The sequence below is a fragment of the Chitinivibrio alkaliphilus ACht1 genome, assembly GCF_000474745.1.
GTDB classification, from domain to species: domain Bacteria; phylum Fibrobacterota; class Chitinivibrionia; order Chitinivibrionales; family Chitinivibrionaceae; genus Chitinivibrio; species Chitinivibrio alkaliphilus.
On record NZ_ASJR01000003.1, the window covers coordinates 1 to 26,390 of the forward strand.

Annotated in this window: 22 protein-coding genes; 9 read left to right on the forward strand and 13 right to left on the reverse strand. The window is 46.8% G+C overall.

What is annotated here, in order from left to right:
• The first annotated feature begins 156 nt into the window (after positions 1–156).
• On the forward strand, positions 157–1,347 hold the full coding sequence (locus tag CALK_RS01810) for a hypothetical protein (protein WP_022635929.1): 1,191 nt from the start codon (positions 157–159) through the stop codon (positions 1,345–1,347).
• A gap of 16 nt (positions 1,348–1,363) precedes the next feature.
• Here the strand turns inward: CALK_RS01810 and CALK_RS01815 are convergent, their stop codons facing one another.
• The 9 genes from CALK_RS01815 to CALK_RS11895 all read right to left on the reverse strand — a co-directional run bounded on the left by CALK_RS01815 (position 1,364) and on the right by CALK_RS11895 (position 12,519).
• Complete coding sequence (locus CALK_RS01815; protein WP_022635930.1) at positions 1,364–2,473, reverse strand: aminopeptidase; 1,110 nt, start codon at positions 2,471–2,473, stop codon at positions 1,364–1,366.
• Positions 2,454–3,380, reverse strand: coding sequence for a site-specific tyrosine recombinase XerD (gene xerD / locus CALK_RS01820; RefSeq protein WP_022635931.1), 927 nt, complete (start codon positions 3,378–3,380; stop codon positions 2,454–2,456). Before xerD ends, CALK_RS01815 begins: the two co-directional genes overlap by 20 nt.
• Entirely contained in the window at positions 3,377–3,856 is a 480-nt protein-coding gene (locus CALK_RS01825; RefSeq protein WP_022635932.1) for a GNAT family N-acetyltransferase, read from the reverse strand. Before CALK_RS01825 ends, xerD begins: the two co-directional genes overlap by 4 nt.
• The gene (locus tag CALK_RS01830) at positions 3,853–5,031 is read right to left on the reverse strand and encodes a BaiN/RdsA family NAD(P)/FAD-dependent oxidoreductase (RefSeq protein ID WP_022635933.1); all 1,179 of its coding nucleotides are present in this window, start codon (positions 5,029–5,031) and stop codon (positions 3,853–3,855) included. Before CALK_RS01830 ends, CALK_RS01825 begins: the two co-directional genes overlap by 4 nt.
• Before the next feature lie 69 nt (positions 5,032–5,100).
• Positions 5,101–6,768, reverse strand: coding sequence for a hybrid sensor histidine kinase/response regulator (locus CALK_RS01835; RefSeq protein WP_022635934.1), 1,668 nt, complete (start codon positions 6,766–6,768; stop codon positions 5,101–5,103).
• Positions 6,769–6,851: 83 nt separating this feature from the next.
• Complete coding sequence (locus tag CALK_RS01840; RefSeq protein WP_022635935.1) at positions 6,852–11,129, reverse strand: acyl-CoA dehydratase activase; 4,278 nt, start codon at positions 11,127–11,129, stop codon at positions 6,852–6,854.
• 130 nt (positions 11,130–11,259) lie between these two features.
• The gene (locus CALK_RS01845; RefSeq protein ID WP_022635936.1) at positions 11,260–11,721 is read right to left on the reverse strand and encodes a Spy/CpxP family protein refolding chaperone; all 462 of its coding nucleotides are present in this window, start codon (positions 11,719–11,721) and stop codon (positions 11,260–11,262) included.
• Positions 11,718–12,005 (reverse strand): hypothetical protein, encoded by a 288-nt coding sequence (locus CALK_RS01850; protein WP_022635937.1) that lies wholly within the window; start codon positions 12,003–12,005, stop codon positions 11,718–11,720. Before CALK_RS01850 ends, CALK_RS01845 begins: the two co-directional genes overlap by 4 nt.
• Positions 11,989–12,519: an RNA polymerase sigma factor gene (locus tag CALK_RS11895; RefSeq protein WP_022635938.1), complete on the reverse strand. Its 531-nt coding sequence runs from the start codon at positions 12,517–12,519 to the stop codon at positions 11,989–11,991. Before CALK_RS11895 ends, CALK_RS01850 begins: the two co-directional genes overlap by 17 nt.
• 176 nt (positions 12,520–12,695) lie before the next feature.
• Between CALK_RS11895 and CALK_RS01860 the strand changes: the two genes are divergently transcribed.
• From CALK_RS01860 to CALK_RS01875, 4 genes are all read left to right on the forward strand, one after another.
• Positions 12,696–14,153, forward strand: a complete 1,458-nt coding sequence (locus CALK_RS01860; protein ID WP_022635939.1) for a TolC family protein — start codon at positions 12,696–12,698, stop codon at positions 14,151–14,153.
• A gap of 12 nt (positions 14,154–14,165) precedes the next feature.
• On the forward strand, positions 14,166–15,197 hold the full coding sequence (locus tag CALK_RS01865; RefSeq protein WP_022635940.1) for an efflux RND transporter periplasmic adaptor subunit: 1,032 nt from the start codon (positions 14,166–14,168) through the stop codon (positions 15,195–15,197).
• 12 nt (positions 15,198–15,209) lie between these two features.
• Positions 15,210–18,314 (forward strand): efflux RND transporter permease subunit, encoded by a 3,105-nt coding sequence (locus CALK_RS01870; RefSeq protein ID WP_022635941.1) that lies wholly within the window; start codon positions 15,210–15,212, stop codon positions 18,312–18,314.
• A gap of 79 nt (positions 18,315–18,393) precedes the next feature.
• Entirely contained in the window at positions 18,394–19,059 is a 666-nt protein-coding gene (locus CALK_RS01875) for a TetR/AcrR family transcriptional regulator (RefSeq protein WP_022635942.1), read from the forward strand.
• Positions 19,060–19,094: 35 nt separating this feature from the next.
• On the opposite strand, the gene CALK_RS01880 is transcribed toward CALK_RS01875, so the two are convergent.
• From CALK_RS01880 to CALK_RS01895, 4 genes are all read right to left on the reverse strand, one after another.
• On the reverse strand, positions 19,095–19,307 hold the full coding sequence (locus tag CALK_RS01880) for a hypothetical protein (protein WP_022635943.1): 213 nt from the start codon (positions 19,305–19,307) through the stop codon (positions 19,095–19,097).
• Between the two features lie 211 nt (positions 19,308–19,518).
• Entirely contained in the window at positions 19,519–20,703 is a 1,185-nt protein-coding gene (locus CALK_RS01885; RefSeq protein WP_022635944.1) for an FtsX-like permease family protein, read from the reverse strand.
• A complete protein-coding gene (locus CALK_RS01890) occupies positions 20,700–21,341 on the reverse strand; it encodes an ATP-binding cassette domain-containing protein (RefSeq protein ID WP_022635945.1) in 642 nt (213 codons plus the stop codon). The genes CALK_RS01885 and CALK_RS01890 overlap by 4 nt, the downstream gene beginning before the upstream one ends.
• A complete protein-coding gene (locus CALK_RS01895; RefSeq protein WP_022635946.1) occupies positions 21,338–22,243 on the reverse strand; it encodes a metal ABC transporter solute-binding protein, Zn/Mn family in 906 nt (301 codons plus the stop codon). Before CALK_RS01895 ends, CALK_RS01890 begins: the two co-directional genes overlap by 4 nt.
• Before the next feature lie 95 nt (positions 22,244–22,338).
• Between CALK_RS01895 and CALK_RS11900 the strand changes: the two genes are divergently transcribed.
• From CALK_RS11900 to CALK_RS01915, 4 genes are all read left to right on the forward strand, one after another.
• Positions 22,339–24,084 carry a serine/threonine-protein kinase gene (locus CALK_RS11900; RefSeq protein WP_022635947.1) on the forward strand — a complete coding sequence of 582 codons (1,746 nt, stop codon included), beginning with the start codon at positions 22,339–22,341 and terminating at the stop codon, positions 24,082–24,084.
• Positions 24,081–25,265 (forward strand): ribonuclease D, encoded by a 1,185-nt coding sequence (locus CALK_RS11905; RefSeq protein WP_022635948.1) that lies wholly within the window; start codon positions 24,081–24,083, stop codon positions 25,263–25,265. The genes CALK_RS11900 and CALK_RS11905 overlap by 4 nt, the downstream gene beginning before the upstream one ends.
• The gene (locus CALK_RS01910) at positions 25,249–25,443 is read left to right on the forward strand and encodes a hypothetical protein (protein WP_022635949.1); all 195 of its coding nucleotides are present in this window, start codon (positions 25,249–25,251) and stop codon (positions 25,441–25,443) included. Before CALK_RS11905 ends, CALK_RS01910 begins: the two co-directional genes overlap by 17 nt.
• Positions 25,444–25,566: 123 nt before the next feature.
• Positions 25,567–26,382: a peptidylprolyl isomerase gene (locus CALK_RS01915; protein WP_022635950.1), complete on the forward strand. Its 816-nt coding sequence runs from the start codon at positions 25,567–25,569 to the stop codon at positions 26,380–26,382.
• The last annotated feature ends 8 nt before the right edge of the window (positions 26,383–26,390 follow it).

A 26,390-nucleotide genomic window follows, 5' to 3' on the forward strand; every position in this document is an offset into this window, starting at 1 on the left:
CCATGCAAGCTATAAGCTATTGGTACAACGAATTAATCAGTTTCGGAAAGAGCTGCTTAACCTTGCAGAAGATGATGATCGATCGGATCGTGTATACAATGTGAATTTTCTTGTGGTGCCTGTTTCTGAACAGGTTCAGAGGGGAGATACAGGTTCATGAGACTCTCTTTCTGCCTGCTTCTGCTGATACTGTGTTCCTGTTCTGTTGATCTGGCTGGCCCAGGATCTGAGACGGGGAATCCGAAAGTGGCCGGTGTTATTATGCATGAGGACGAACCGGTAGAGCACGGGAGTGTCTCCTTTTTCCCTGAAACCCCTTCCCACGGTATTGAAGGGGGAGAAGAAATTCGGACAGAGAGCAATGATAAGGGAGTTTTCTCCGTCTCTCTTCCTGAGGGTGGACGGTACCGGGCCTTGGCATGGAGCACGGATTCATCCTTTGGGGTGACCATGCCCCTTGATGATATTCAGGAGGATATCGAATTTTCCCCGTGGCACATGGATACTACAAGTAGCGTACAAATATACCGCGGAAATTTCGGGGCGGATTCCCTGGATGTTCATATGGTGGCAACCCCTTTTTCTGCAAAGGTTGCTCCGGAAAAAGAGTTTGTCGACTTCGATCACGTACCCCCGGGAAATTATGCCCTTTCTTTTGGTACGGAGGATACCCTTTCCAAGGACTCTCTTACCGTGTATTCGGGCGAATCGGGTATCTATATTATCGAGGCATCCACGGTGGTTGTTTTGGGTGATCCCGATGATACGGTTTTAGTAGAGTTACTGCAGTATCTACACGGAGCAACAGGGCTTCAATATGGTATTGTTTCGTGTCTGGAAGAGGCCCCCGAAGTGTTGACAGAGGCAGAACTTGTATACATTACTCCCGACTTTGCCTTCTCACAAACGGTGGCAGATCAAATCCGTAAGCAGGCTTTCCCCGTATTGTCCGGGCATGGAGAATATCACCACGCCCTTGGATTTGGTACGGATGGGTCTTCCTCATTGTATCGGGAAACCACGTCCATCCAAATTACCGAAGAAGGCCTTTCGCATCCTCTTGCAGCATTTCTCAATGCGGTGACAGTACAGCATATGCCGCTCTATGCCGATACCACTGCTCTTGCCTGGACCCATGTCGGCCCTGATGCTAAGATAATCGGACAGGGTATTACGGATCAGCAGGAAAGTTACGTTTTTCTCTATTCCATGGGATCTCTTCTGGCCGATGGAACCCTGGCTCATGGACATCGAATGGGATTTCCTCTCTCTTCCTCCCCGCTACTACACAACGGTGATGCACGTAGATTGCTTGCAGAGATGATCCTCTGGGCGGTTTTGTCGTAGGCAACCGGTGGAGTAATTACAAGTCAATTAAGAAGTTTCCTGCCTCGTAGATACATTGATTGTCTGCAAAGATTTTTCCCTCTGTGCGCATATCACAAATCATATCCCAGTGGAGCGCTGATTCGTTTGAGCCCCCCGTTTCCGCGTAGGCTGAGCCGAGAGCAAGATGTACGGTTCCTCCCATTTTCTCATCGAAGAGGATGTTCCCCGTGCAGCGGGTGATATTCTCATTGGTTCCAAGGGCTACCTCACCTACGTACGATGCATTTGCATCTGTGGCAATCATTTCGTGAAGAAAGGATTCGCCCCGGGCGGCCCGCGCCTCCACAACCGCTCCTTTTTTAAAGGTAAGACGTACATCTTCCACAATATTTCCTGCGTACACTGCGGGAAAGGAGTAGCGAATTGTTCCATTTACGGAGTATTTATGGGGTGCCGTAAAAACTTCTCCGTCAGGAAAATTGCGCTTGCCATGGCTGTTTATCCACGTTCTTCCCGCAATAGAGAAGGAGATATCCGTGTCGGGTGCGACATAGCGCAGGGTCGATTTTGTTTCGAGAAATCGACAAAGTCTTTCCTGTGTGCGTCCTCTTTTTTCCCATATCCCAACCGGATCGGGATGGGAAAGAAAGCCAGCGGAAAAGACAAAATCTTCGTACTCGCGCAGTGACATGGAGGCTTCCTGCGCATCGAGGGCTGTAGGGTATTGGGTTCCCACCCATGCGAGTTTTTTCTCTGCAGCCCGTTGTGAAAAGCGTTTCATCCAGTCACGACGAGAACGCTTCCGTAGGGCAATTTTCTCACTGGGAATGTGAGATAACTCCCGGGTGTTGGTGCCGCCCCACACCATCAGCAGGGCGTCGTACGTATCGGGAATACACGCTTCCCGTGGGCTTATATCGGTAATCTGTGTAGATGATCCTTCGCTCAGCAAAATTTCCTGTAGTCCTGTCAGAGAGACATCAACTTCGGGCAGCCCTCCCCGGGCAAGCACCTTGGCATAGCACTCATGGATAAGTGGGAGAGTGTGCTCATTTCCGCGAATCAGTACGCGCTGTCCTTTCTGTATATTGAGTGAGTGCGTGGTGAGTACATGGGCGAGACGTTCAAGGCGAATATCTTTCAAGGGATCTCTCCTGTTTTGATCGTGGGTGGAAGGATCGATGTACCTCCATAAGATGGGTACGGTCGATGTGGGTATAAATTTCGGTGGTGCTGATATTACGGTGTCCGAGCAGTTCCTGTACGACACGAAGGTCTGCCCCTCCTTCGAGCAGATGTGTGGCATAGGAATGACGAAAGGTGTGGGGAGAAACCGACTTTTCTATTCCTGCCTGAATACAGAGGGTCTGTACTATTTTCCACACCCCCATGCGTGAAAGCTTTGTCCCGCGATTATTGAGGAAGATCTCCGGTGCGGAGGGACTTTTTTTTCGTAGGCGGGGGCGTTCTTCTTCCATATAGCGTTTCAGGGTGCGACGACCATAGGCTCCCAGGGGAACCAGACGTTGTGTGTTTCCTTTCCCGGTAATATGAAGAAAGGTATCGTCCTCAATGCAGGCTCCGGGGGTGAGGTTTATGAGCTCTGAAACCCGCAGACCGCACCCGTAGAGTAATTCTATTATGGCTGTGTTGCGAAGCGAGAGTTTGGCAGAGGCAGGAATATGAGAAAGAATACGCTCTATTTCATCGACGGAAAGCACTTGGGGAAGATCTCGCGTTTTCCGTGGGGGTCGGAGCTGTTTGGTGGGGTTGCTTTCCACCACTTCTTCTGCGGTAAGAAAGGTGTAATAACTTCTGAGAGTACTGATTGTACGAATGATGGAGGCACGGGCAAAGCCTAAATCTGCAAGAAGATCCAGATACTGGGCAATTTCCTTGTGGCCTACGGAGGTATCAGTACGGCCATGGTCGTGCAAAAAGGCGGCAAAACGGTGCAGGTCGAAGGTGTATGAGGAATAGCTATTTTCGCTCAGCCCTTTTTCTGCGCTCAGCCAGCTTTGATACGCCGTAAGATGGGAAACCTCCTTCACGGTTTCAGCTCTTTTTCCATAATGACAATCTCTTTCTGCGGGGTTGCAATCCGTTCATGTACGGAGTAGCCCAGTTTTGCATAGAGGCCTTCGGCAGAACCTGTGTACAAATAGACGCGAGGGATATTAAAATCTTCCCACAGGAGTTTTTCAGCGTGGGTAATCAATTTCTCCGATATTTTTTGTCCCCGGAATTGAGGACATACAAATACTCCGGCAATCCATGGAGAGAGGTCGGGGCGCGTGGCGAAGTCGTTTTCCTTGAGGGTGATTGAACCGGCAAGGACCGAATCAACTACGGCTATGATCGTACAGGGGATCTTTCCTTCGACAGCGCGTTGGCGTACCTTGGTGATAACTTGCTCCTGCGATTCTCCCCGTTCGGTGTACATGGTTTCCCACTGGCGATAAATTTCTTCTCCCAGGGGAATAATATGGTGTGGATGACGGGCTAAATAGGTAATTGTAATATTCATTCATCCTCCGATACAGGCGTAATGCCGGTGGTATATGCCGTTGCTATATGAACGTGCACGGCAATGGATTCATGGAGCTGTATTCCCAGGCACGGGCCAGCGAAAAAGAGCCCTTCACAGCGAGTAGATTCTCCTGTTTTTTCATGGCGATCATGGATGTCAACGACCCAGGAGGGCTCACGGGAAGGCCCTGTACTTTCGGGAATACAGGGGAATTGTTTGAGTGTAAAGAGTATTTCTCTTCGTTCTTTTTTTCGGAGGTTCGGCACCGAAGAGGTGCAGCCCCGAGCATGGAGATGGTTTTCACAAGAAGGTATGAGTGCTGGGGGAATAAAGCAGGCGAGTAACTCGGCGTAGGTTTTATGTCCTCCCTGTTCTATTTCCCGGTTTAGGGCTTTCTTTACTTCTCCCTCGTCTAATTGAGGAAGAAAGTCGATGGTGAGTGAATCGTCCTCCTTGTGTACGAAGGGGGTAATACGACGAACTGCTGGTCCATCGATGGTTGTACCGGAAAAGAGAATCTCCCCATCGGTGTGGGTGATCTTTTTTCCGGTGGAAGACCACAGCACAATACGGCCCTTAACCCTGCACGGTTTTTCCAGATTTTGCGTGGTAGAGAGGGGCCTGGGAAGGGGGGGAGCGGCTGTGAGGGTATGCCCCATTGCTCGAATAAAGGCGGTACAAGGGGCGTTGTCTTCAAGGGGGCTGGTGGCTACTATTAAACGATGGGATTTTTCGGTTTTTCCCCGCTCTAACTGGACCACAAACTCTTTTATGCCGTACTCTATCTTTTTGATAGGTTCATGGATGACGGATACTCCAAGACGATCTGCCCAGGAGGAGAACGCCTCTGCCATATCCTGTGATGTGTTCCCTGAGATGCTGCACTGTCCCGCTGTATTTGTGGTCAGGGCTACGCCCATTCCAGCCAAGAGTGTTCGGAGCGTTCGTGCAGAACAGGTGCGAAGAGATTCTTGGAGGTGGTTTTTCCCTGAGATGATGTCATGTCCCACGGCATGGCGAGACCACGCACCGAAAAGATACCCCTTTTCGTCATAGGAATGGCTTTTGGGGAGATCCTGGGTAATTAGCTGTACCGTGTCACCCCGTAGTTTCGCTGCACAGGCAGCGGTGTAGCCGTAAATACCACTGCCGATAACAATGGTCTGTATCATAGTTCACCTTTTTGAAAGAGTCTCTAGAGAAAATATATTTTTCTCACGATTGGAGGGACACTGGAGCGCTTAGGAGAGTACTCGGGAAATCTCAGCGGTGATCGTGGCAAGAGAGAAGGGTTTAGCAAGAAACCCCTGGGCGCCCATATCATTAATATGTTTTCGCTGTTGTTCCTCCGAAAAACCTGAGATAAAGATAATCTTCATATTCGGTTGAATTTTCCGTAACTCCTGAGCAGCACTTACCCCATCCATTTCCGGCATGATAATATCAAGAATTGCCAAGTCAATGGGAGAAGATTCCCCTTCAGCATACTCTACGGCTTCAATACCATTGGAACAGCAGTGAACGGAGTGGTGAAGCCGTTGTGCAATAATTTTTGCAAGAATTCGTTGTACCGCCGGTTCATCATCGGCAATGAGAATTCTTTTTCGGGGAGTGTTTTTTGAAGAAAGAGTGTATTCTTCCTCGGCAGGGATGTCTTCTTTTTTATCTGTACGGGGAAGCGTGATTTTGAACACACTGCCCCTCTCCGGACTACTCTCAATTTCAATTGTTCCCCCATGTTTTTCAAGGGTCGTGTAGGCCGATGCAAGGCCCATACCCAAGCCATGGCCCGGGTCTTTTGTGGTGAAGAATGGCTCAAAGATACGATCTTGAATGGCTTCGGGAATGCCGCATCCTGTATCTGAAATTGTCAAGAGCAGTGACGTGGGGCCATCTTTTGTAAGGCGTATTGCGAGAGTTCCCCCCTCTGGCATGGCGTCTCGGGCGTTAAGAACAATGTTTAAAAGTGCATTTTGTAAGGCTGATTTATTTCCATGTACAAAGATATCTTCTTTGGGAAGGGTGTGTGTTACGTGTATATCTTTATTGAAGGTTCGTTCACAGATAGTGCTAATAGTACGAAGGAGGTGGGTGAAATGTACTGGTGTAAATTCGGGGACATCTTTACGGGAGAAGCTAGATAGTTTTTCTGTTAAGGTGGCAGCGTGATGTGTCGCAGCAAGAATAATATCAAGATTTTCACGACCGTCTTTTGAAAGGCTTTTGTCTTCTTTGAGAAGTTCTGCAACGCCATGTATGGCTGAGAGTTGATTGTTGAAATCATGGGAGATGCCCCCGGCTAATTCTCCCAGGGCACGCATTTTTTCCGAGAGAGCTATGGCCTGTTTCTGTGCAAGTTGCTCAGTAATATCTTTGAAAAGAAGGAGTGTTTTTTCTCCCTGTTGCAAAGAAAAAAGTTGTACGTGATGGATCGTACCATGAAGATCTCGAACATCGTAGGAAATCCCCTTTTCTGGGACATCTTGGTGCTCGGAAGAGGGGGTACGCACGGCCTTTGTACACCAGGAGGAATAGTTTGGTAGTTCTTCCCGGGTGTAGCCGAAGGTTTCCGTAAATGCCGGGTTCAGAAAGGTAATTTTGTCTTGAGATGAATACTCCATAATAGGGTGGGGAATGTCTGTAATTAGTTGGTACTTCTTATGAATTGTCTCTATGTTTTTATTGAGCATGGTGCGAATTAAGGCATAGAGAAAAATTGTGGTTGCTGTGACAAAGAAGAACCCCTTCCACGTTTGTAAGAAGGTAAGCTGTCCTGTGTCATGGGTTATGCGTTCAAGGGCGGCATCGGAAAAGGCAATCCACGTAATGCTGATACAAAAATAGAGTAGAATAATGCAAAAGGGGCTTTGAAGACATCGGCTGATACCCCTTTTGAGTAGTGCTCCCATGATGAACCTCGTACAGACAAACTGTTTGGAAAAAGTATACCATAGATACACTGTCCTGTCTATGATTTTATACAGGTGTGGTCTTAACTGTTGAGAATAAGCATTTGCAACCTGTTATGAATATTGGCAATACTGCTGTCGGGATCAAAGTCAAGAGAAAGAATTGTACTGTGTGGAGCGCGTTTTTTCAGTCGCTGAATTAAGCCCTTCCCCGTGATATGATTGGGAAGACAGCCAAAGGGCTGCAGTATAAGAAATGAACCAATACCGGCATCCATCCACGAGAGAATCTCTCCGGGCATAAGCCACCCTTCTCCCGTGCGATAGGAGATATCCATAACCTGTGCGGCCCGTGCAGCAATGTCCCGAATGTCGCTGTGTGGTTCATAGTATTTAAAAGAGCGCATCTGTTTCTCAACGCGACCAATGACATGACCAAACATACCTTCGTAGAGTGAGCCTTGGAGTGCCTTCAGTTTTCCTGCACGGGTATGACCCCGTTCAGCCATGGTTTTCCAGTTTATCGCATCTTGCCGCCAGAATTCTATGAGAGACGGCAGTACCACTTCTAAATTATTTTCTTCCAGATAAGGTACAATTCCATAATTACTGGCTGGGTGAAAATTAACCAGAATTTCTCCAATAATTCCCACTCGCTTTTTACGAACTCTTCTATCCGTAGCAAGATCATTGAAGGCGGAAACGGCTGTGGCAAGTTTTTTGAGTGCAGGGGAAAACCCCCGTGTGCGGAGAGTGGTGACACAAGTGGTGAGCATCCTGTCATGGAGGTTATCTACCTCTGAAGGAGATGCCGCATAGGGACGACATTTATAGAGCATATCATCAAGGGCATCAATCAGAGCGAGGCCATGCAAGGTGAAGAGATTAAACTGGAGGGTATTGACGCGAAATCCAGGATTTATCTTGGTATCGGAAAACTCCGTGGTTGCAACGGGAGTGTGGGAAAACCCCGCCTCATCAAAGGCTTTTCTTCCGAGGGCAGCGTAATGACCGGCGCGACAGTCTTGACAGTTTTTTGCAAATACTGCTGCTACGCGATGAGCCTCATGGGGATTGGTCTCAAGCCAGTGGAGGTGTTCGCCGATATTAATTTGAGCAGGAAAACAGATATCGTTATGAACATACTTTTTTCCCAGGTCAATGGCACGGCGGGTCGCCATGGGAACAATTTCAGGGGTGTACCCCTGTTTCCGAATTGCTTCACTGAGCAGGTATGAGAATGATTTTGACAAGTTGGGGATAAGAATTTTCCTGTCTCTATCCTTTTTGGTAAACAGTGGAGAGAAGGGGTGTGGCAAGGCGATATGTTGTGAAGGGGTGAGCTGTTTTCGTGCACGAAGTGATTCGATAAATGAGGTAATCCGTATTTTGAGAGGACCGTGAGCATCGCTTTCGTCAATTTTTAAAATGAGGGGTGTCTTCTGTGCTCCCGCAAAGAGAATTCGCTGGAGCTCATCACTGTAGATCGCATCGTGTCCGCACCCGAAACTCACCAGTTGCACCAATTCTGTGCGGGGGGTCGTAATGGTGTAGTGTGCCGCGTGGAAGAGGCGGGTGTGATAGTTGTTTGTAAGATCAATGCGAAGTGTACTTGGCTCAAGGGGTTGTCGCGGAAGATTCTCCGGTATCAATACGGCAATCCCCATGGCGGTAAATAAATCGGCTACACGATGGTTTACCAATTGATCTCCATGGTAGGGGCGACCAGCCATAACAATGGAGGTGGTACCGGTCTCTTCTGCATATTTCTCCACGTCATGGGCGAACTCCCGGAGACGCTTTTCGTAGTTTTTACGGGCATCCTCTGCTGCTGAGAGGGCTTGTAAAACGGCCTTTTTAGGTTCGCCGAAAGTCTCTTTGAAAAAGCGGATAATCTGGGTGCGGTAGAGCCGTTTGTTGGTCCATTTAAAGGCGGGAGAAATGAGGGGGACTTCTTTTGTGTCTCCTGTGGTTAGTCGGGTCGTTTTCACCAGTTCAGGATATCCCTGCAGCACGGCACAATTCCAAGAAGCTTTGTTTTCTGTGTAAGCGGGAAGGTTTTTTAACATGCGCGGTAAAAAGATGCAGTCAACCCCTTTTTCGGCAAGCCGATGGAGGTGGCCGTGTACAAGTTTTGCGGGGAAGCAGGCCGTGTCAGAGGGGATGTCTTGTAATCCCTTTTCGAAAAGTGGGTAGGAACTTCTACCGGATACATGAACGGCATAGCCTAAACGAGTAAAGAGAGTCTCCCAAAAGGGAAGGGTTTCATAGAAATCGAGTACCAGGGGAATACCCACATGTTTTTTCGGTTTTGCCGGTGGTGTGCGGCGTTTGAGAAGAAGTTTTTCGCGGAAATTCATGCCGTTGGGAACGCGGCGTTTTTCCTGTTTTGTTGGGGTGATTTCTTCGCCCCGCGGGCATCTATTTCCCTTGATAAAGGTTGTGCCATCGCAAAAGGTTATTATGGTTCGCAGGCAGGCGTTACTACACAAGCCACAGCGGTTTTCTTCTGATTGACGCCAGGTGAGTTTGCGCACTGCGTGTTCTCCAATAAAGTGCGACGAGGGCTTTCCCCTTTGCGCCTTGCGTGTGAGGAGGGCAATACCAAGAGCACCCATTTCACCTGGAAGGGGAGGTCGAATCACCTCTACATCATGACCCACATAGTCAATAAACGCCTTGAGTACCGCATCGTTTTTAAACGTGCCCCCTTGGACAACGATTTTCTTTCCCAAGGTGTTGGTATTTGAAAGACGTATTACCTTAGTAAAGAGATTTTCAATGATGGATCGGCATAATCCTCCAAGAATTTCACCCCGACTATGTCCCCGTTTTTGTTCTGAAATAATTGAACTGTTCATAAAGACCGTACATCGAGAGCCCAACTGGGGCGGATCTGCTGCGGTAAAGGCGTGATGGGCAATTTCTTGAGCAGGGATTCCCACGGAAGAGGAATAGGACTCTATAAAGGAGCCGCATCCAGCACTGCATGCTTCATTGAGCACCATGTTGGTAATTACGCCGTCCCGTAAGAACAGAGCTTTCATGTCCTGTCCACCCAGATCTAGTATAAAGGAGGTCTCGGGTTCATAAAAACAGGCTGCCTCCTTATGCGCCATGGTTTCTACGGTATGGATGTCTGCCCCAAAGGCTTTTGCAAACAATTCTTCTCCATATCCTGTGGTCCCCACACCCGCAATGTGGCAGGTTTTTCCTGCCTCTCTCATGCGATTAAAAAAAGAGATCAATCCCTTTTGTGCTGTACGTAGTGGTTCCCCGCTGTTACTTGCATAAAAGGTGTGAATAAGCTCTCTATCTTCTGTGATCACAACAAATTTGGTGGTTGTTGATCCTCCATCAATCCCAAGGTATACTCTCAGGGTGTCTGGAAGTTCTGTCAGATCTTTACATGGGAGCGATGAGGTGTAACGGTTTTGAAATTCTATTTGTTCTGCTGTTTTTGCGAAAAAGGGCCGCGGGGGGGCCTGTCTTTTCCGCGTGTGTTCTTGTGTATAGTGTTCCAGGGTTGTGAGCATTTCCTCTTTGTGCAGGGGCGTGGTGGTGTGGTTGAGCTGTGTGGAAAGGCAAAGAGCCGCGCCTTGTGCAATGAGTGTTTGCCCGTTGGGAGGAAGAGAGATATCTTCATCGGAGAGCTTGAGTCGTCTTTGAAATATCTCTTTAAGGAGCGGAATAAAATGAAAGGGACCACCGGAAAGAAGGAGTGGAGCATTGATCTCCATTCCTTGCGCTAAGCCGCCAATGGTTTGCTTTGCCAGTGCGTGGAGGCATGAGTAGGCGATATCCTCCCGGGGAATGCCTTGATTGAGGAGTGGTTGAATATCGGTTTTTGCAAAAACCCCACATCGGCCGGATATTTCATAGTGCCGTGTTCCCTTTGCGGCATACTCTTGAAATTGTTCCACAGGAATTGCAAGCAGAGAGGCTATTTGATCAATGAAGGCCCCCGTGCCACCGGCGCATACTCCGTTCATGCGCATATCATGAATATCTCCTGGCTGTTCCGTGGAGAAAAAGAGCATTTTTGCATCTTGTCCGCCCAGTTCAATTGCAGTTTGTATGGTCGGGTAGAGTTTTTGAATAGCCACGGCTCCGGCTATAACCTCCTGAACGTGCATGCAGGATAATGCCTGAGCGTATTCGGAACTTTGCGACCCCGTTAAGGCAAGATAACACCAGGGGGTAGTGAAGGTGGTGATGGCCTTTCGTAGCAGGCTAATTAAGGTTTCGAGGGGAGAGCCATCGTGTCGTTGATATACTTCAAAAAGAGGGGTCATTTCACGAAGGACCACTACCTTGACGGTGGTGGATCCTACGTCTGCGCCGATATGTACGGTATCCATGGCTACCTATGGGAGGAAAGAGTGATTGCACATACCTCAATATAAAACACGGTAAAAGCCCTCCGCCATGAAAAGCGGAGGGGATGGGTGGGGAATATCCCGGCTGTCCCCAATGCCGTAGGAATGTTCCTTAGTTTCTTCGAGGTTTTTTTCGTGTTTCTCCGCGTTTTTCTCGTGGAGCTCTTTCTTTTTGTCGCTCTAAGAGGGTGGTAAATTGTTCCGGGGTAAGGATCTCCTTGACAGCGAGAAGGTAGTCTGTCATGGCACGGGTACGTCGGGCATGGGCTGCTCCGATTTCTTCGCTAAAGGCATGTATTCGTGCAGTATCGGGGGTGTCTTTTTGTAGTTCCATGCGAATACTGTCACGGTAGGCATACATGGGAGAGGTTTCTCGGCCTGCCAGGGAAGCATGATTTCTCCGTTCTTCGCGGAGGGAGAGCCATGCCTCTTTTTGTTCCTTTGAGAGGTCTAATTCTTCATAGAAGGCTTCTCTTCTTTGAGTTGCTCTACCTTGGGAGCGACGGGGAGGCTGCGCAAAGAGAGAGCCGGTTGCCACCAGCAGTACAATAGATGATAGGGAAAGTAGGTTCATGGTTCCTCCGTAAAAGGGTCGGTAAAATAGTTATACTCGTTGGAAAAAAACGTATGAATGAGAACAATCTCTTCTTCTATGTGCCCCCTGTGTTCGGAGAATGTGCTCGGTCGGTGCAGGGAGAGGAATGTTGCGATTCCCATACTGAAAATAAGGGTTGCCGCTATACCGGTAAGAAACGGGCGAAGACGATGCTCCTTTGCATATTCTTCATAGATGGGGGTAAATAGGTCATCCCGTACAGGCGGTATGTACCCAAAGGTCGTATCAGGCATCTCTTTCATGGGAGTACTCCTGTTTTAGTTTTTCCTTTACTCGATGGAGCCGGGTTCGCAAGGCACCACTGGTTTTTCCCGTTATGAGCGCAAGCTCCGCAAAACTCATTCCCTGGAGCTCGCGCGCAGTGATGAGGTATCGGTCAAAGGGAGAAAGCCCGGTTAACACATCTTCCAAGATCTCTTTGGTATGGGGAGAGTCAGTTCTATCGCAGGGGTCATGGACGAGGGGTGACTCGCGGAGTTGTTTTTTTTGTTCTTTGCGGAGCCGATCCATGGTGGTGGTATAGGTAATACGATAAATCCATGTCGAAAGTTGCGCCTTATGGTTAAACCGGTGAAGTGAGCGGAATATTTTTACAAACACTTCTTGAAATACATCTTCTGCGACTGTTACGTCTCTGTGTACTGTGCGGTATACTAAGGCCCATACAAAATCTTTATACACCGTAAAGAGGTGGTTACACGCCTGTTTGTCTTTTTGTACTACCGCAGAGATTGTTTCACGACTTACTTCGTTCATAGTATCCTATACAGGTGAATATGCCCCTTAGACGTGGAATATATGTATGCTGTTACACAAAAATGAGGTTATTTTAATATACTTCGGGTTTTTTTGTAACTTCAGAGTCAGAAAAGTGTTGACTGGTTAATAAATATGAATTACATTATTACTACCTTTCTCACAATGGAGGTTGTATGAAGCGAGTCTGTACAGTAGTTCTTGTATCGGTAATGTTCTCTGTTGCTCTTGGGCAGGAACAAGTAACCCTTACAGATCTCTTATCCCACGCCTTTTCTCATTCGGAGGAATTGGCCCTGTTACGTAAGGAGCGGGAGCATGTGGCTCTGCAGGAAAAGGAGCATCGGGCTTCCGGGCTTCCTCAAATAAATGCATCCATGGCATATATCCACGCACCGAGATCGTATAACCCCTATGACCTATCCATGGATATAGAGGGGAGTCTTGCGGAGGAACTGGGAAATCCTGAAGAGGTTTTTCTGCAAAATCCCGACTATACTGTAACTCCCGGGGATATCCTTGCCTATGAGAATGCAATGGGAATTGCCCAAACCTTTGATGGAGTGCTTGCAGAGCTTGGGGGATTCGATTTAAGCCCTCCCAAGAACACCTTGAACTGGGAAGTAAAGCTTGAGCAGGTGATTTTTGCACAGGGGAAAATTAAAACAGCAGTAGAGATTGCCCGTATTGCATACGAAAATATTGATATGCAAATAGAGGCTGAAAAACTTGCCATCGCAAAGGATGTGCGGGAAAAACATCATACGTATCTTGTTGCACAGAGTAATTATGAGGTTCGACAAAGTGATGTAAAACTTTCCCGGAGAACCCATGAGATTTCCCGTATTCGCTTTGATACAGGTCACGGTACGGAGCTTGATACATTAAATAGTAAGTATCGCCTGAAGCAGTCTGAATCATCCCTCCGGGAAGCTGCCATGAATAAGCGGTTAGCAAAAAAAGATCTGCTCACCCGCGTCTCCATGGATTATGCTGATGATGAGGTGGTGATTCTGGGGCAGCTCACGGAGCCGGAATTTTCCCTCGATGTGAAAACCGCCCGAGGACGGATGAAGGAGGGTAATCGCACCCTCAAAGTATTGGATGTACTTGCTGAGATGCGAGACAAACAGGTAGATATGAGCCGGACGGACTTTTTTCCTTCCGTGGGAGCTTTTGCTTCGGCAGGACAGACATCGCTCTATGATGGAGTGGATGATATTGATTTTGGATGGAATGTTGAGCTTGGGGTTGGAGTACAGATCCCAATTTTCCATGGGGGGCAGCGTCGTCATCGCATGGAGCAATCACGAGTGAAGCGCCGGAAAGTGACAAGCCAGTACGATCAGGTGCTTCGCCAGCTTACCTTAGCTCTTGAGGCGGCCTATGAAACCTATGAACTTGCTCAGGAAGAGTTAGTTGAAGCACGGGATATGATTCGTCTTACCGAGCGAAGTGTCTCTGTGTCGGAAGTTGCCTATGAGATGGGGCAGATCAGCCAGTTGGAGCTTGATCAAACAAAACAGCAGTACCGTATGTCCCGTCTTGCAGAAAATGCCGCCCTTGGAAAGCTGAACGCGGCGGTTGCACAAATAGAAAGCCTAATTGGCGATACAACCCTTATCGAATTATAAGAGAGGTTTATTATGAAAAGATATCTTTGCGTGTATATGGTTATTGTATTGAGTATGCTTGGTTGTTCTTCTCAAGAAGGGCAGGAAGAGTTTCGCAGTATTCAAGATATTCAGGATGAACAGGGGATCCCCGTAAGTGTTTCTGAAGTAGAGCGGACATCCTTGAAGCAGGTTGAAGAGATAGGCGGTACTGTAAAGGGGCATCGTCAAACGTATATTTCCACTGCTGCAGCGGGCATTGTAAACCGAATCTCCGTCTCCCCCGGTGATTATGTACAAAATGGGCAAGTGGTTGCCTCAATGCGGTTTGAACAGGGGTCTCCCATAGCTGTTGCGCAATCTGCGTATGATCATGCAAAACGCTCCTATGAGCGGGTGCAGCGTCTGCAGAAAGAGGGGGCAGCTTCATCCTCAGAGCTTGAAGCGGTACGCGCCCAATATGAAAATGCAAAACATTCACTGGGGCAGGCACGGGTAGCACAGTATCTTCGTGCGTCTTTTAATGGTACTGTGGTGGATGTCCTTGAAAAAGAGGGCTCAAAAGTTGATACTCGGACCCCCGTAGTGCTCATGGCTGATATGTCACGTGCAAAGATTGAGTTGCAAGCGAGTGAGCGAACCTATGAACGTCTTCAAAAAGGACAACGCGCCTTTTTGTTTCATGGAGAAGACACTCTCTGGGGGGAAGTAACGGATCTTTCTTTGAGCGCCCATCCCTTAACACATAATTTTACGGTTACAACTCATTTTGATAATGAAGAAGACAATCTTCGTTCCGGTATGTATAAACAGGTGCGTCTTGTGGTCCATCAGAAAGATGATGTTATTACCATGCCCTTTGACCTTATCCAATACGATTTAATGGGGAACCCCTATGCGTATGTTATTGAAAATGGACGCGCCAAAAAACGAGATTTAACTCTCGGTGTAAGCGATGGGATGTATTATGAAGTTGTCTCAGGATTATCAGAGGGAGATCAACTTGTCGTGGCGGGAAACAGTCGCCTGTTTTCTGATGCAGCTGTAAATGTAGTGAACCAGTAAGAGGAGCAAAGAATGGATATCATAAAAGCGAGTATACAACGACCATTGATGATGAGCATGGTCATTCTTGCCCTGTCCATGTTTGGCTACGTGGCATGGAGTGATCTTGCCATCGACCGTATGCCGGAAATGGATCTTCCCTACGTTACCGTGCGGGCTGTGTATCCCGGGGCAACCCCCCAGGAAGTGGAAGACAACATTCTGCGGCCCATGGAAGATCAGCTGAGTACCATTGGCGGTATTCGTCATATTACTTCCTACGGTATGGAAAATGCGGGGTTCATTGTACTTCAATTTGAAGATGAGATAAATGAAGATGATGCAGCAAATGAAGTGAAAGATAATCTTGATCTGATTATGAATGATTTTCCCGACGACATGGAATCGCCCATTGTGACAAAATTTGACCCCAATGACGTTCCCATTGTTACCCTTGCTGTGACGGGCGATGTCGATATGGAAACCTTGCGTCGCTATGTTGACCAGAATATTGGAGACCGTTTTGGACGTATCAACGGTGTGGCCAATGTAGAAGTTACGGGGGGGCTTGAACGGGAGATATTGGTAGATCTTGATAAGGAAAAGATGGCCGCTCATAATCTCTCCATATTTCAAGTGATGCCGCTTTTGGAAATGCAAAACTTTTCTCTGCCTGCTGGGCGGATTATTGGAGAGCGAAAAGAGTATTCTGTACGAACTGATGGGCGATTTCAGAATCTTCGTGAAATTGAAGATATTCGTATTCCCATACATAAGAGCCTTGGAGATCATGAAGCCTCCTATCATATTCGCCTTCGGGATATTGCCACTGTAAGTGATTCCACAGCCTTAGTTCGTGATGGAGTGCGTTTTCAAGGGCAGGATGCGGTGCAGGTAGCTATTAATAAAAGCTCCGACGGAAATACTGTGGAAATAGCCGATGGGATCCTTGCCCTTGTTGAAGAGATTCGTCACGAACTTCCTTCCGGTATGGATATGGTGGTTGTTGAAGATAAGTCTGATTTTATTCGTGATACCATTGCTGGTACCTACGAAAATATTCTCATGGGTATTGTTCTTACTGGAGCCATCCTCTTTCTCTTTCTTTTCGATTGGCGTTTAACCCTCATTGTGGGTATCACCATGCCGGTCTCCTTGATTATGGCGATGATCGGGGTGGGAGCCATGGGATTTACCCTCAATACGGTTGTTATGATGGCTCTTACAATCTCCGTGGGTGTTTTGGTTACCAACTCCATTGTGGTGATTGAAAATATTGTACGACATAGAAATACCGGACAGGATGTGCGTCTTGCCTCTGAAGAGGGAGCTCGGGAGATCTTTACCTCCGTATTGGCATCAACGCTCACAAATCTGGCTGTGTTTATTCCCATTGCTAATACCACGGGGATTGTAGGGAACGTTTTCCAATCACTTGGTCTCACCATTGTTTTTGCAACCCTTGCCTCCCTATTTCTTTCATTTACCTTGGTGCCCATGCTTTCTTCACGCATGTTGAAGCCGAAGGATAAGACAAATCATGACGAGCTGCACATGGTGGATAAGGTATTACTCTATGTGGATCGTTTTTATGGAAATTTTCTCAACACGCTTTTGGAGCACTCATGGAGTAAGATTGGGGTGGTTCTTGGTACAATCCTCTTCTTCTTTTTCACCATGACTCGTATTGCTCCACAGTTGGGTAATGAATTTATGGAGTCGGTGGATCAAGGATATATTTCCATAAATATAGAGCTTCCTCCAGGTACTCCCTACGCAGTAACCGAGTCTGTTGTCGCAGATATTGAGCAACGTTCTCAGGATGTTCCTCATTTGCGTGAGATTTCTTCAAGTATTGGAGGCGGGGGTACAGAAACAGGGGTACAGTATGCAGAAGTGCGTCTTCGGCTTACGCCCGAAACAGAGCGAGATAAATCTGCCTTTGATATTGTTAATATGATTCGTCCGCAGTATGCCGATTTCCCCGACGCGCAAATCACCATTGCTGTAACAGACGATATGGGCGGCGGAGGTGGCGGTGATATTGTATTGGAGCTCTATGGTGACAATATGGATGAACTGCTAGCCTACTATGAAGAGGTAACACACCGTATGGAACATGAGATTGGGGGGTTGACAGATTTTGGAAGCTCCTGGAAAGGTGAGCAGCCGGAGATCTTTATCCGCCCCAAACGTGATATGCTTGAACATTACGGTCTTCAGAGAGATTTATCAGCCTCCATGGCCGTTCAAAATACGGCAGCTCTTCTTCGCTTTAACATCACCGGTAATGATGATGCGGTATTTACTGAGGACAACGAAGAGTATCCCATACGCATACAGCTTCAAGAACGCTATCGAAAGAATATTCATGATATTCAGACCATGGATGTTCTGACGCCGCGGGGCTATGTGCAGTTGCAAGAATTATTCCATATTGAAACAACTCAGGCGGTATCAAATATTACGCGAAAAAATCGTCAACGAATGATCCAGGTTACGTGCAATATTATTGAAGGTGATCTTGGGGGAAAAGTTGGGGAGATTGAAAATATGCTTGAGACCATAGAGGGGTTTGAAAACCTTTCCTATGCCTTTGGTGGGTATCAAGAGTTGAATGAAGAAACCAATGAGCAGCTTCTTTTTGCAGGTACCCTGGCGATTATTCTGACCCTGATGGTTTTGATTGGGATTCTTGAGTCTGTAAAAATGGGGGTTGTCATATTTCTCACCATTCCCCTTGGGTTCATTGGAGTTGTCTGGGCGCTCTTTCTTACGGGTAATAATATCTCCATGATCTCAAGTCTCTCCATGATTATGCTCATTGGTATTGTGGTGAATAATGCGATACTCCTTATCGATTATGCGCGGATTCAGCGGGTAAAACGAGGAATTACCGCTCGACGTGCCATTGTGGAGGCTGCGGAAATGAAACTAAAACCGATTTTAATGGCAAACCTTGCTATCATTATTTCCATGGTTCCCATGGCCCTTGCCATGGGTGCTGGAGGAAGTTTTCGTGCTCCCTTTGCAGTTACAGCCATCGGTGGTATTATCGTTTCAACGGCCTTGACCTTTTTTGTCATACCCATTCTCTATGTTGCGACAGCTTCTAAGGAGGTTGTCCCGCAGGAGTAGTGTAGTAGTGCGGCGGAGAGGACACCTCTCCGCCGGTATATAATATTAATGTCTATAACTTTTTATTGAGGTATGGGTAATGGAAAGACGAAAGAAACGGATCTCAAAAGTCCGGGATATGAAAATAAATCTTATTCTCGATGCTGCCTTAAAGGTGTTTTCAGAATGTGGGTTTCATGATACCCGCCTTGAAGACATTGCCCTGGAGGCAGGGTTTTCAAAGGCGTCATTGTATAATTACTATGAGGATAAGGAGTCAATATTTCTCAATGTGGCCATACGTGAATATGATATGCTCTTTGATAAAATCGGGTGTGGCCATCTTGCTCTTGATAAAGGTGCGCCCATAGAGGAAAATCTCCGTCGATTTTTTACCACGGTGTTTCGTTCCTTTGGAGAGCATTTTGCTTTCATCCTCGCCATGGAAGAGTTTCATGTGTTTAAACTAATGAGTTCGTATTTTGCTCGGGATAGTGAAAAGCAGATGAAAGACGCATACTTGAAGTCAAAACAAGATTTTAACAATCTGCTTCTTGATATCATATCTCATGCACAGCAGAATGGTGAAATTGGGTCTTCCCTGCCACCGGAGCGACTCACATCTCTTATTCAAACGCTCGTTTTAGGAACCTTAAAGGTGTGGAAAGAAGATCGTGTTATAGAACGTGAGATTCCTGAAACGGTGGAGGAGCTTCTTATATTTATCCGTGAAGGATTTATTATAGAAAAAAAGGTGCAGGAGTAAACTGCACCTTTTAATGATAAAGAACGAAGAGAATTTTAGAATTCAAATTCTTCTTCTTCACCAAGATCATCATCGCCCTCTTCTTCAATACCGAAATCATCTTCCGGGGTTGGCTCTACTTCAGGGGCTGGAGCTGGCTCTTCAATTTGCTGAATCTGATCATCAACAGGGGGCTCCATATCGCCACCGCATCCAACAAAGGCTACCAATAGAGCAAATAGGGCTGTTAGCATAAGGCACTTTTTCATACATACACTCCTTAATTAAAGTTAGTACTTGTCATACTATGGAATATAGTATTCGTATGAAATGATGCGGTAGATGAGCAAGGATTGCGTAAGATTTTTATGAGTGAGGGGTGTTTTTTTAAGATTATTCCCTTCATTCCATTCTCAATCCTCATAATATGCGTTGTTTGAAGAATCACCTACACCACAGCAGGAGAACTTTTCTGCTCTTTCACGAATGAGTCGCGATTCGGGTCACTTCTCGAAAAACGCAAAAACGCACAGCGAGAAAGGCCGTACAGAAAAGAAGTATTACCAAAATGTATACGGTTGGGTGAATGAGTGGAGTGGAAAGAGTAAAGGCTTCTAAATATGGACGAAGTACGGTGTTTACCATTCCCACAATGATAAGGGCGGCTCCGCAGATTGGAAGAAAGAGGAGGGTAAAGGTTCGCACATAAAAGCGAGAAAGGGTCTGCGGGGCATACCCTAAGAGAATGAGAGTGCGAATGCTATTTTCAGAACGGTCAATAATGTATTGGTAAGTTAGAACAAATATAAAGAGTGCTAAGAGGATAATTCCAAGAGCAAGAAGCCCCATCACAGAAAATAGAAACGACGCAATTTGGGAAATCCGACGGGCATTAAATAGCGGTTGTTCTGTCTCATAGCCCGCTGATTCTAAAAAATCGTGGAGGGTCGTACTTGTTGGATCTGGCGTTATAAGGAGGAGTCGGGTTGCCTCCACCTCTTTTTGAGAACCGTAGGTTGCATTTGCCCAGCGCAGAAACGATTCCGGTACGAGAAGGGTATTAAATGAGTCGGTAAAACCTCGAATGCGACCGTGAAAAGAGTCGCTTTTACCTGCACCGCGTAGACGGATTCGAAAGGGGATCTGGGTGACAAGATCGGGAGGCAGTTGTGGGAGTCCCTGTCCCTGTGAGAACCCAAAATTGTACAGGTTAAGATATTGTCGCGGCAGAAGAATATCAATGGTGTCACCGGCCTCTTTCCACTCCCAGTTGTTCGGTGTGTTGGGGAGCACTGAATCTGGGAGGGATTCAAAGAAGAGTTTTGTTGACATAGTTGGAAGGAGATCTCCAAGGCCGGTAAAGGCGGTTACCTCAAAGAGATTTCTCCGAAAGGGAGCTGCGGCGTTCACTGCTTCGTGGTCCTTTAAAGCCCGTTGTTCTTCCGGGGAAAAAGCTGTATTCATAACATCAGACACAGCGAGGGTTGCTGCAGGTTTGTGGATGACCAGAGTTTCCTGTTGCTCCTGTGGTATGTCAAAGGCTTTTTGAATATCAAGATAGAGCTGTAGGGTAAGAAGGAGCAGTACTATTCCCGTAAGGGTTCCCACGGATGCTGCGGTAAAATGGACGAGACGAATTTCTCGAAACAGAAGGGTACGTATCATAGGGTAAGAACCTTTGCGCTGTCTGTATAGGAGGATTCATCGAGACTGGTAAGAATGAAGTTTGCTCCGTTTTTCTCACATACATGAATAATAAGATCAAGGGCCGTGTTCGTATTTGCCTGATCAATATGGCTAAAGGGTTCATCGAGAAGGAGTGTGGAGAAGGGTTGACAAAGTGCTCGACAAATTGCACAGCGCTGCTTCTGTCCAAAGGAGAGTGTTCGTACCGGTGCGTCAAGAAGAGATGCTATGTGTAATTGGTGTGCATATTGCTCTATCTCTTCTTGTGAACAAGTGTCCGTAAGGCGGTTCTTGATGATGATATTTTCACGTACCGTGAGAGAGTCAAAGAGGCGGAGCCCCTGAAATACACAGGAGATCTGAGTTTGTCGAAGGGGCGCCCACTCTTGGGGCGTAATGGTACGAATGTCATGATCATCCATGGTAACTTTTCCGCTATAGTCGTGGCGTACACCGTAGAGGATAGAGAGAAGGGTCGTTTTTCCTGTTCCTGAAGCAGCACGAATTATGTAGTTGTGATCCCCGTGGAGAGTACACGTTTTGCCCCAGATAGAACTTTCTTGAACGGCTATCTCACGCAGAGGGTCAGGAAGGACATTTGACAAGCAGATGTTCACTGCGTCTGCCCTTTTAAGCCGGTATAAACACTTTTATACAGATGCTCATAAAAGGGGATAATCCCATTTTGAAACCCTTCCGCAGCGGGAACTCCCAGGGGCGGCGTAATAAGCGAAACACCATGGGCCGTACAGAGAGAGTCTATTGTTCCTCCGGGGTTCCATCGATGCATGACAAGGGAGAATTCACCTGCCGTAAGGCCCGTGATAAAACGGCTGCTATCGGCACTGTCCCAGTCTGATTCATGAGGAAAACGATGGGTAATGAAGAGGTTGATGTCTTCAGCAAGATAGGCGTACGCAGGATCCATGAGAGCTGTTTCAAAACGGGCCAGCTGTGCGTACTTTGTTCCAAACGTTCTTTGCAGGGCACGCATCTCTTGTCGAAATGATTGAAAATTTTGGGAAATTGTTTCTGCATATGCAGGGTAGAGTCGTTTGAGGTCCCTCTGAAGTGTGTATGCCATGGCAAGAATATTTTGTGGAGAAAGCCAGATGTAGGGGTTGGCAGAGCCAGCAGTGTCGCGTAATACCGCCGGCGAAGGAGCTCCTTCGTAGTAAGAGCGTGAGATATCAATTTCGACGGCGTGGAGGTTGTGGCGACGAACATGCGTAAAGAGTTGGTCTTCAGGTATGAGGCGTGCAAGGGTGATGACTGCATCACTGTGCGGAGCCTTTCCAGCAATCCACTCTTTTTTTGTGCGAAGCTCTTCCGCTAAGGTTTCAATCGTTGTATAGTCATCGGCGGGAGAGGATACTTCAACGGGCGTGCGTTCTGTGAGTTCTTCCGCAAGGTGTGCTATAAATATATGATGGGTGAGCAGTTGCTTTGGAGCACCAGCCTCGTGAGCTCTATCTGAACAGCCAATACATAAAAGGAGAAGGATAAGTATATATCGCATAATACCCTCAAAGTAACTTTTTTAAACAAACGTTCTTAAAAATAGTATATTGTTAGTGTAGGTTTACCAGACCAAGGCAAAATAATTGGATTTCTATGAACCGCAAAAAACATAAAACGGGTGTGTATCGGACAGAGTATGATGAGGTTGTGTCCCTGCCGGACGGAAATAGCCCGGTTCTTCTTGGTTCCGGTGTTATTACGGGTATTCTCGGGCAGGGTGGATCAGCTGTGGTGTATCGCATCTGGAATGAACAATTGGGTATTTACCGTGCGGTAAAACTTCTGCGTCCCACCGCTAGTATGGATAGCCGGGAACGCTTTGCCCGAGAAATAAAAATTCTTGCACAGCTTAATCATCCGAACATTATCAATGTGCACTCTGTGGGTGAGTGGAAGGGGTTGCCCTACATTGAGATGGATTATGTTGACGGTGCATCCTTAGAACAGCTTATTCAAGAAATGGGGCCCTTTCCTCTGAATGTTGTTCTTGCCATGGCTCTCTTTATTGCTCGTGCCCTTGATTATACCCATAGCCATAAGTATAAAATTCGAAATGTCGAGTATATCGGCTTGTTACATCGTGATTTGAAACCGGCTAATGTGCTCTTACCAAAACACGACGTGCTTCGACTTACTGATTTCGGTGTTGCTTCTTTTAATACCGTGACTATTACAAGCACAAGTCAAACGGGGCGTGTCACCGGTTCTATGCAGTATCTTGCACCGGAGCAATTGGGTGACGGCATTGTAGACCACCGTTCTGATATTTATTCTTTTGGATGTATTTTATATGAAATGGTCACAGGGGAGAAAGCCTTTCCCGAGCGGCACGTGGCTAAGCTGGTGAAGCAGCGGGTACAAAATAATTATGTTCGGCTTTCAAAAAAGACAAAGAAAACCCCCCGTGTACTGACCAATCTTATTGAGTCGTGTATGAGTCTTAACCCGTCGGGCCGACCATCCTCCATGAAGACCATTCTTTCATATTTGGAAACCATGTATCGCCGGGTGGAAGATCGACGCCCAGAGTCTATTATTCGAAGCTTTATAAATGGAGAAGCCATTTCAAGCAAATCGAAAATTAGTGGCATCCATCAAAAAATAAGTCATGGAAGCCGTTTTTTCACCACGGTGCAAGGGTTTTTCTTTGGTGCGGTGAGTATTGCCTTTCTTGCCAGTCTTCTCGTTATCTTTTTACATTCACCGCGATCTTCCCAGCATGATGAGGACTCTTTTTCCATGGCAGAATTTCGCCGCCAGTCGGGTGGGGGGGCATCGGCGCAGCCTCGTGAAAACCCTATTTTAGATAGTCTCATGAGTCGTTTTGATACCCGTGATACCGTTGCGGTAATCTCAAAACTTGATAGTGACGGCCATTATGAGGAGTTGCGGGAGGTGTTGCAGCGCCTGCCCCTCGAACTTCGGGCACGTACGGGAATGCGTGTTCGAAACCACCGGGCCATTATCGCCTTGGGGGGAGAGAGTTACTCTTATTACAGTAATAATTTTATCAGTGATGGAGAGTACATTTATGATAAGGGAACCTTTCTCTTTGAACAAGGAGAGTATCAGCGTGCGCTTTGGGTTCTTCGCGATGCCTTAACTACTCCCGCCCTGTTACAGAATGAACAGGAGTTTGTGATTAATGTTCGGCATCAAATGTCTCGGGCTAGTACGAAAATAGCCCAGCGCACGGGGCTTGAACGGGATTATCGGACTGCCTATGATCAATGGGATACCTTAGCACAGCTGATGAGTGAACGACCGTATCTCCCTCTTTATGAAGAAGCGCAGGAGCGCAAAGACAATGTATTACAAGAACTCGAGGAGCTTTTTTGACCAAGTATATCAATGATGATGCATCCCTTGAACAGATGTGTCGTCTCCTTCTTTCCCACAAACGCATTGCTGTTGACACCGAGTTTATCTGGACAAAAACGTATTTTCCCCTTCTTGGAATTATTCAAATAGGGACAGAAGATGAAACCTTCGTGGTTGATTATCCGGCGATTACCTCTTGGGAGCCCTTTGCCGAAGTATTGCAGAAGAAATCTGTTTGTAAGATTTTCCACGATGCTCCACAGGATATTTCTATTCTTAAAGAGTATGTGTCACCAGATATTACAGGTATCTTTGATACACAGCGAGCCGGAGCTATGCTTGGTGAAGGGGAGGCCGTATCCCTGGAGAATCTTGTTGCGGCATATACGGGTATTCGCCTTGCAAAGACAGAAACACGTACGGACTGGTTAAAGCGTCCCTTGGATCCGGCTCAATTAGCCTATGCACGGGATGACGTAAAATATCTTGTTTCTATTACGGAGCAATTGCTCTCTCGTGCTCATGACCATGGCATAGAAACGTGGGTGTATAATGAAATGGAATCACTCGAAGATGTGTATCTCTTTGCCTATGAATCAAATGTTGAGCGACAATTTCTCAAACAGGCATCGCGTCTTGCTCCGCGCTATCACGAGCGATTGTACCGTCTTATATCATTTATGGAAAACACCGCACGGAAAGAGAATGTTACCCGTACACGAGTATTACGTCGACAGATAATTCCACGATTAGTAAAGGGATGGTTTTCCTCACTTGAAGAGCTTCGAAAAAGCAAAATTCTCTCTCCGCGTATGACAAATCGCTATGGTTCCGATATTATTACAGCGCTTCATGGAGATACTCCCCGTCTGCCCGCTGAGATGAAGGAGCATCTTCGCAGTATCACCAAGCGGACAGCTCGTGAAAGTAGCCTCTCACGCTTGCTTCTCACTCTTATCACTGATCTTGCTCAGAGAAAAGAGATCGCACCGTCACTTGTATGCACTAAGCGTGAGTGTGACATGCGGGCAGCCCGATATTATCGAAAAGGGGAAATCCCCCTGTTTTCCGGATGGCGGGGAGATTTTTTAAACCCCTTTCTTCATGATTTTTTTACATATGGGCGGGAAGAGGGATTTACCGAAAAAACAGTTTCAACAACAGTATCCGCAGGAGGTTCTCATGCGAAAACTCTTTGAAAAACATGCGCATCTTTGTATGCTCATAGGAATGCTTATTATTGGTGGAGTGCTTATTTTTTCCTTTGGCAGAGTTGTTGGTCCCTTACAGTGGATCATTGCCGGTGTCGGTGTCACCATTTACATCATTGGACGTATTTTTGCGGGATTGCAAAAATCGAGGCAACGGCGTGGGTGAGATGTAGCTCTTTCCTTGCATTGCTGCAGCACCATGGTATAATTCTAACTAATTTTGAAAAATATAGAACGGTCATGAGACCATTTTATATTTTCATCCCCGTGCTGCAAAAAGGATATGTACATGAAATTTCTGATACCACTGTTAGTTCTTGTTGTACTTGGGTGTCGTCGTGAAAATCAGCCCCCTTCAGGAGCTGTTGTCGCTCGTGTGGGAGACACCTATCTCTATGAAGAAGATCTTCATCGTAATGTCTCTGATGATGCGACTGTAGAAGAGTTAGTAAGTCATGTAGAAGAGTGGGTAAACAGGGAGCTTCTTGCCCACCAGGCAAAACGTGAAGGTATCCACCGTGAAGAAGAGTATCGTCGCCGGAAAGAGCAGGTGAAAACAAGCCTTTTAGCATCGATGTATCTCAATCGAACTCTCAATCATGGGGAACCTGTTCTTGAGGAACGGCATATTCAAGCATATTACGATAATTATCGCAATGAGTTTCTTCGCCCAGAACCGTATATTGAATACGAAATGATCTCTTTCTCAAATGCACGACGTGCGTGGGATCTTCGCTCTTCCTTGCGCAGTGGCAATTTTCGTGAGCACATACGCCGCGGACACGGAGATTCTACCTATATCTCTCCAGAGCCAGAACCAGTACGTGTCCTTGAGGATCGTGGCTGTTCTTTTGTAGCATCAATCCGTGAAGGCGGAATTGCAAATCCGCAAAATGTGGGCGGACAAATTCATATTTATCATGTTGTAGCGAAATATGATTCAGGAAGTGTGTACAGTCTTGAAGAGGTTCGTCCTCAGGTAGAACGACGAGCTCGGCATCGGTTGCATACTGCCCGTATAGATAGTTTTATGCAGGAGTTACGAAAAAGTTCCGATTACTTTTTTGACACTGAGTATTTTACACAAAAAGAGGAACGTGAATAACATTTGAG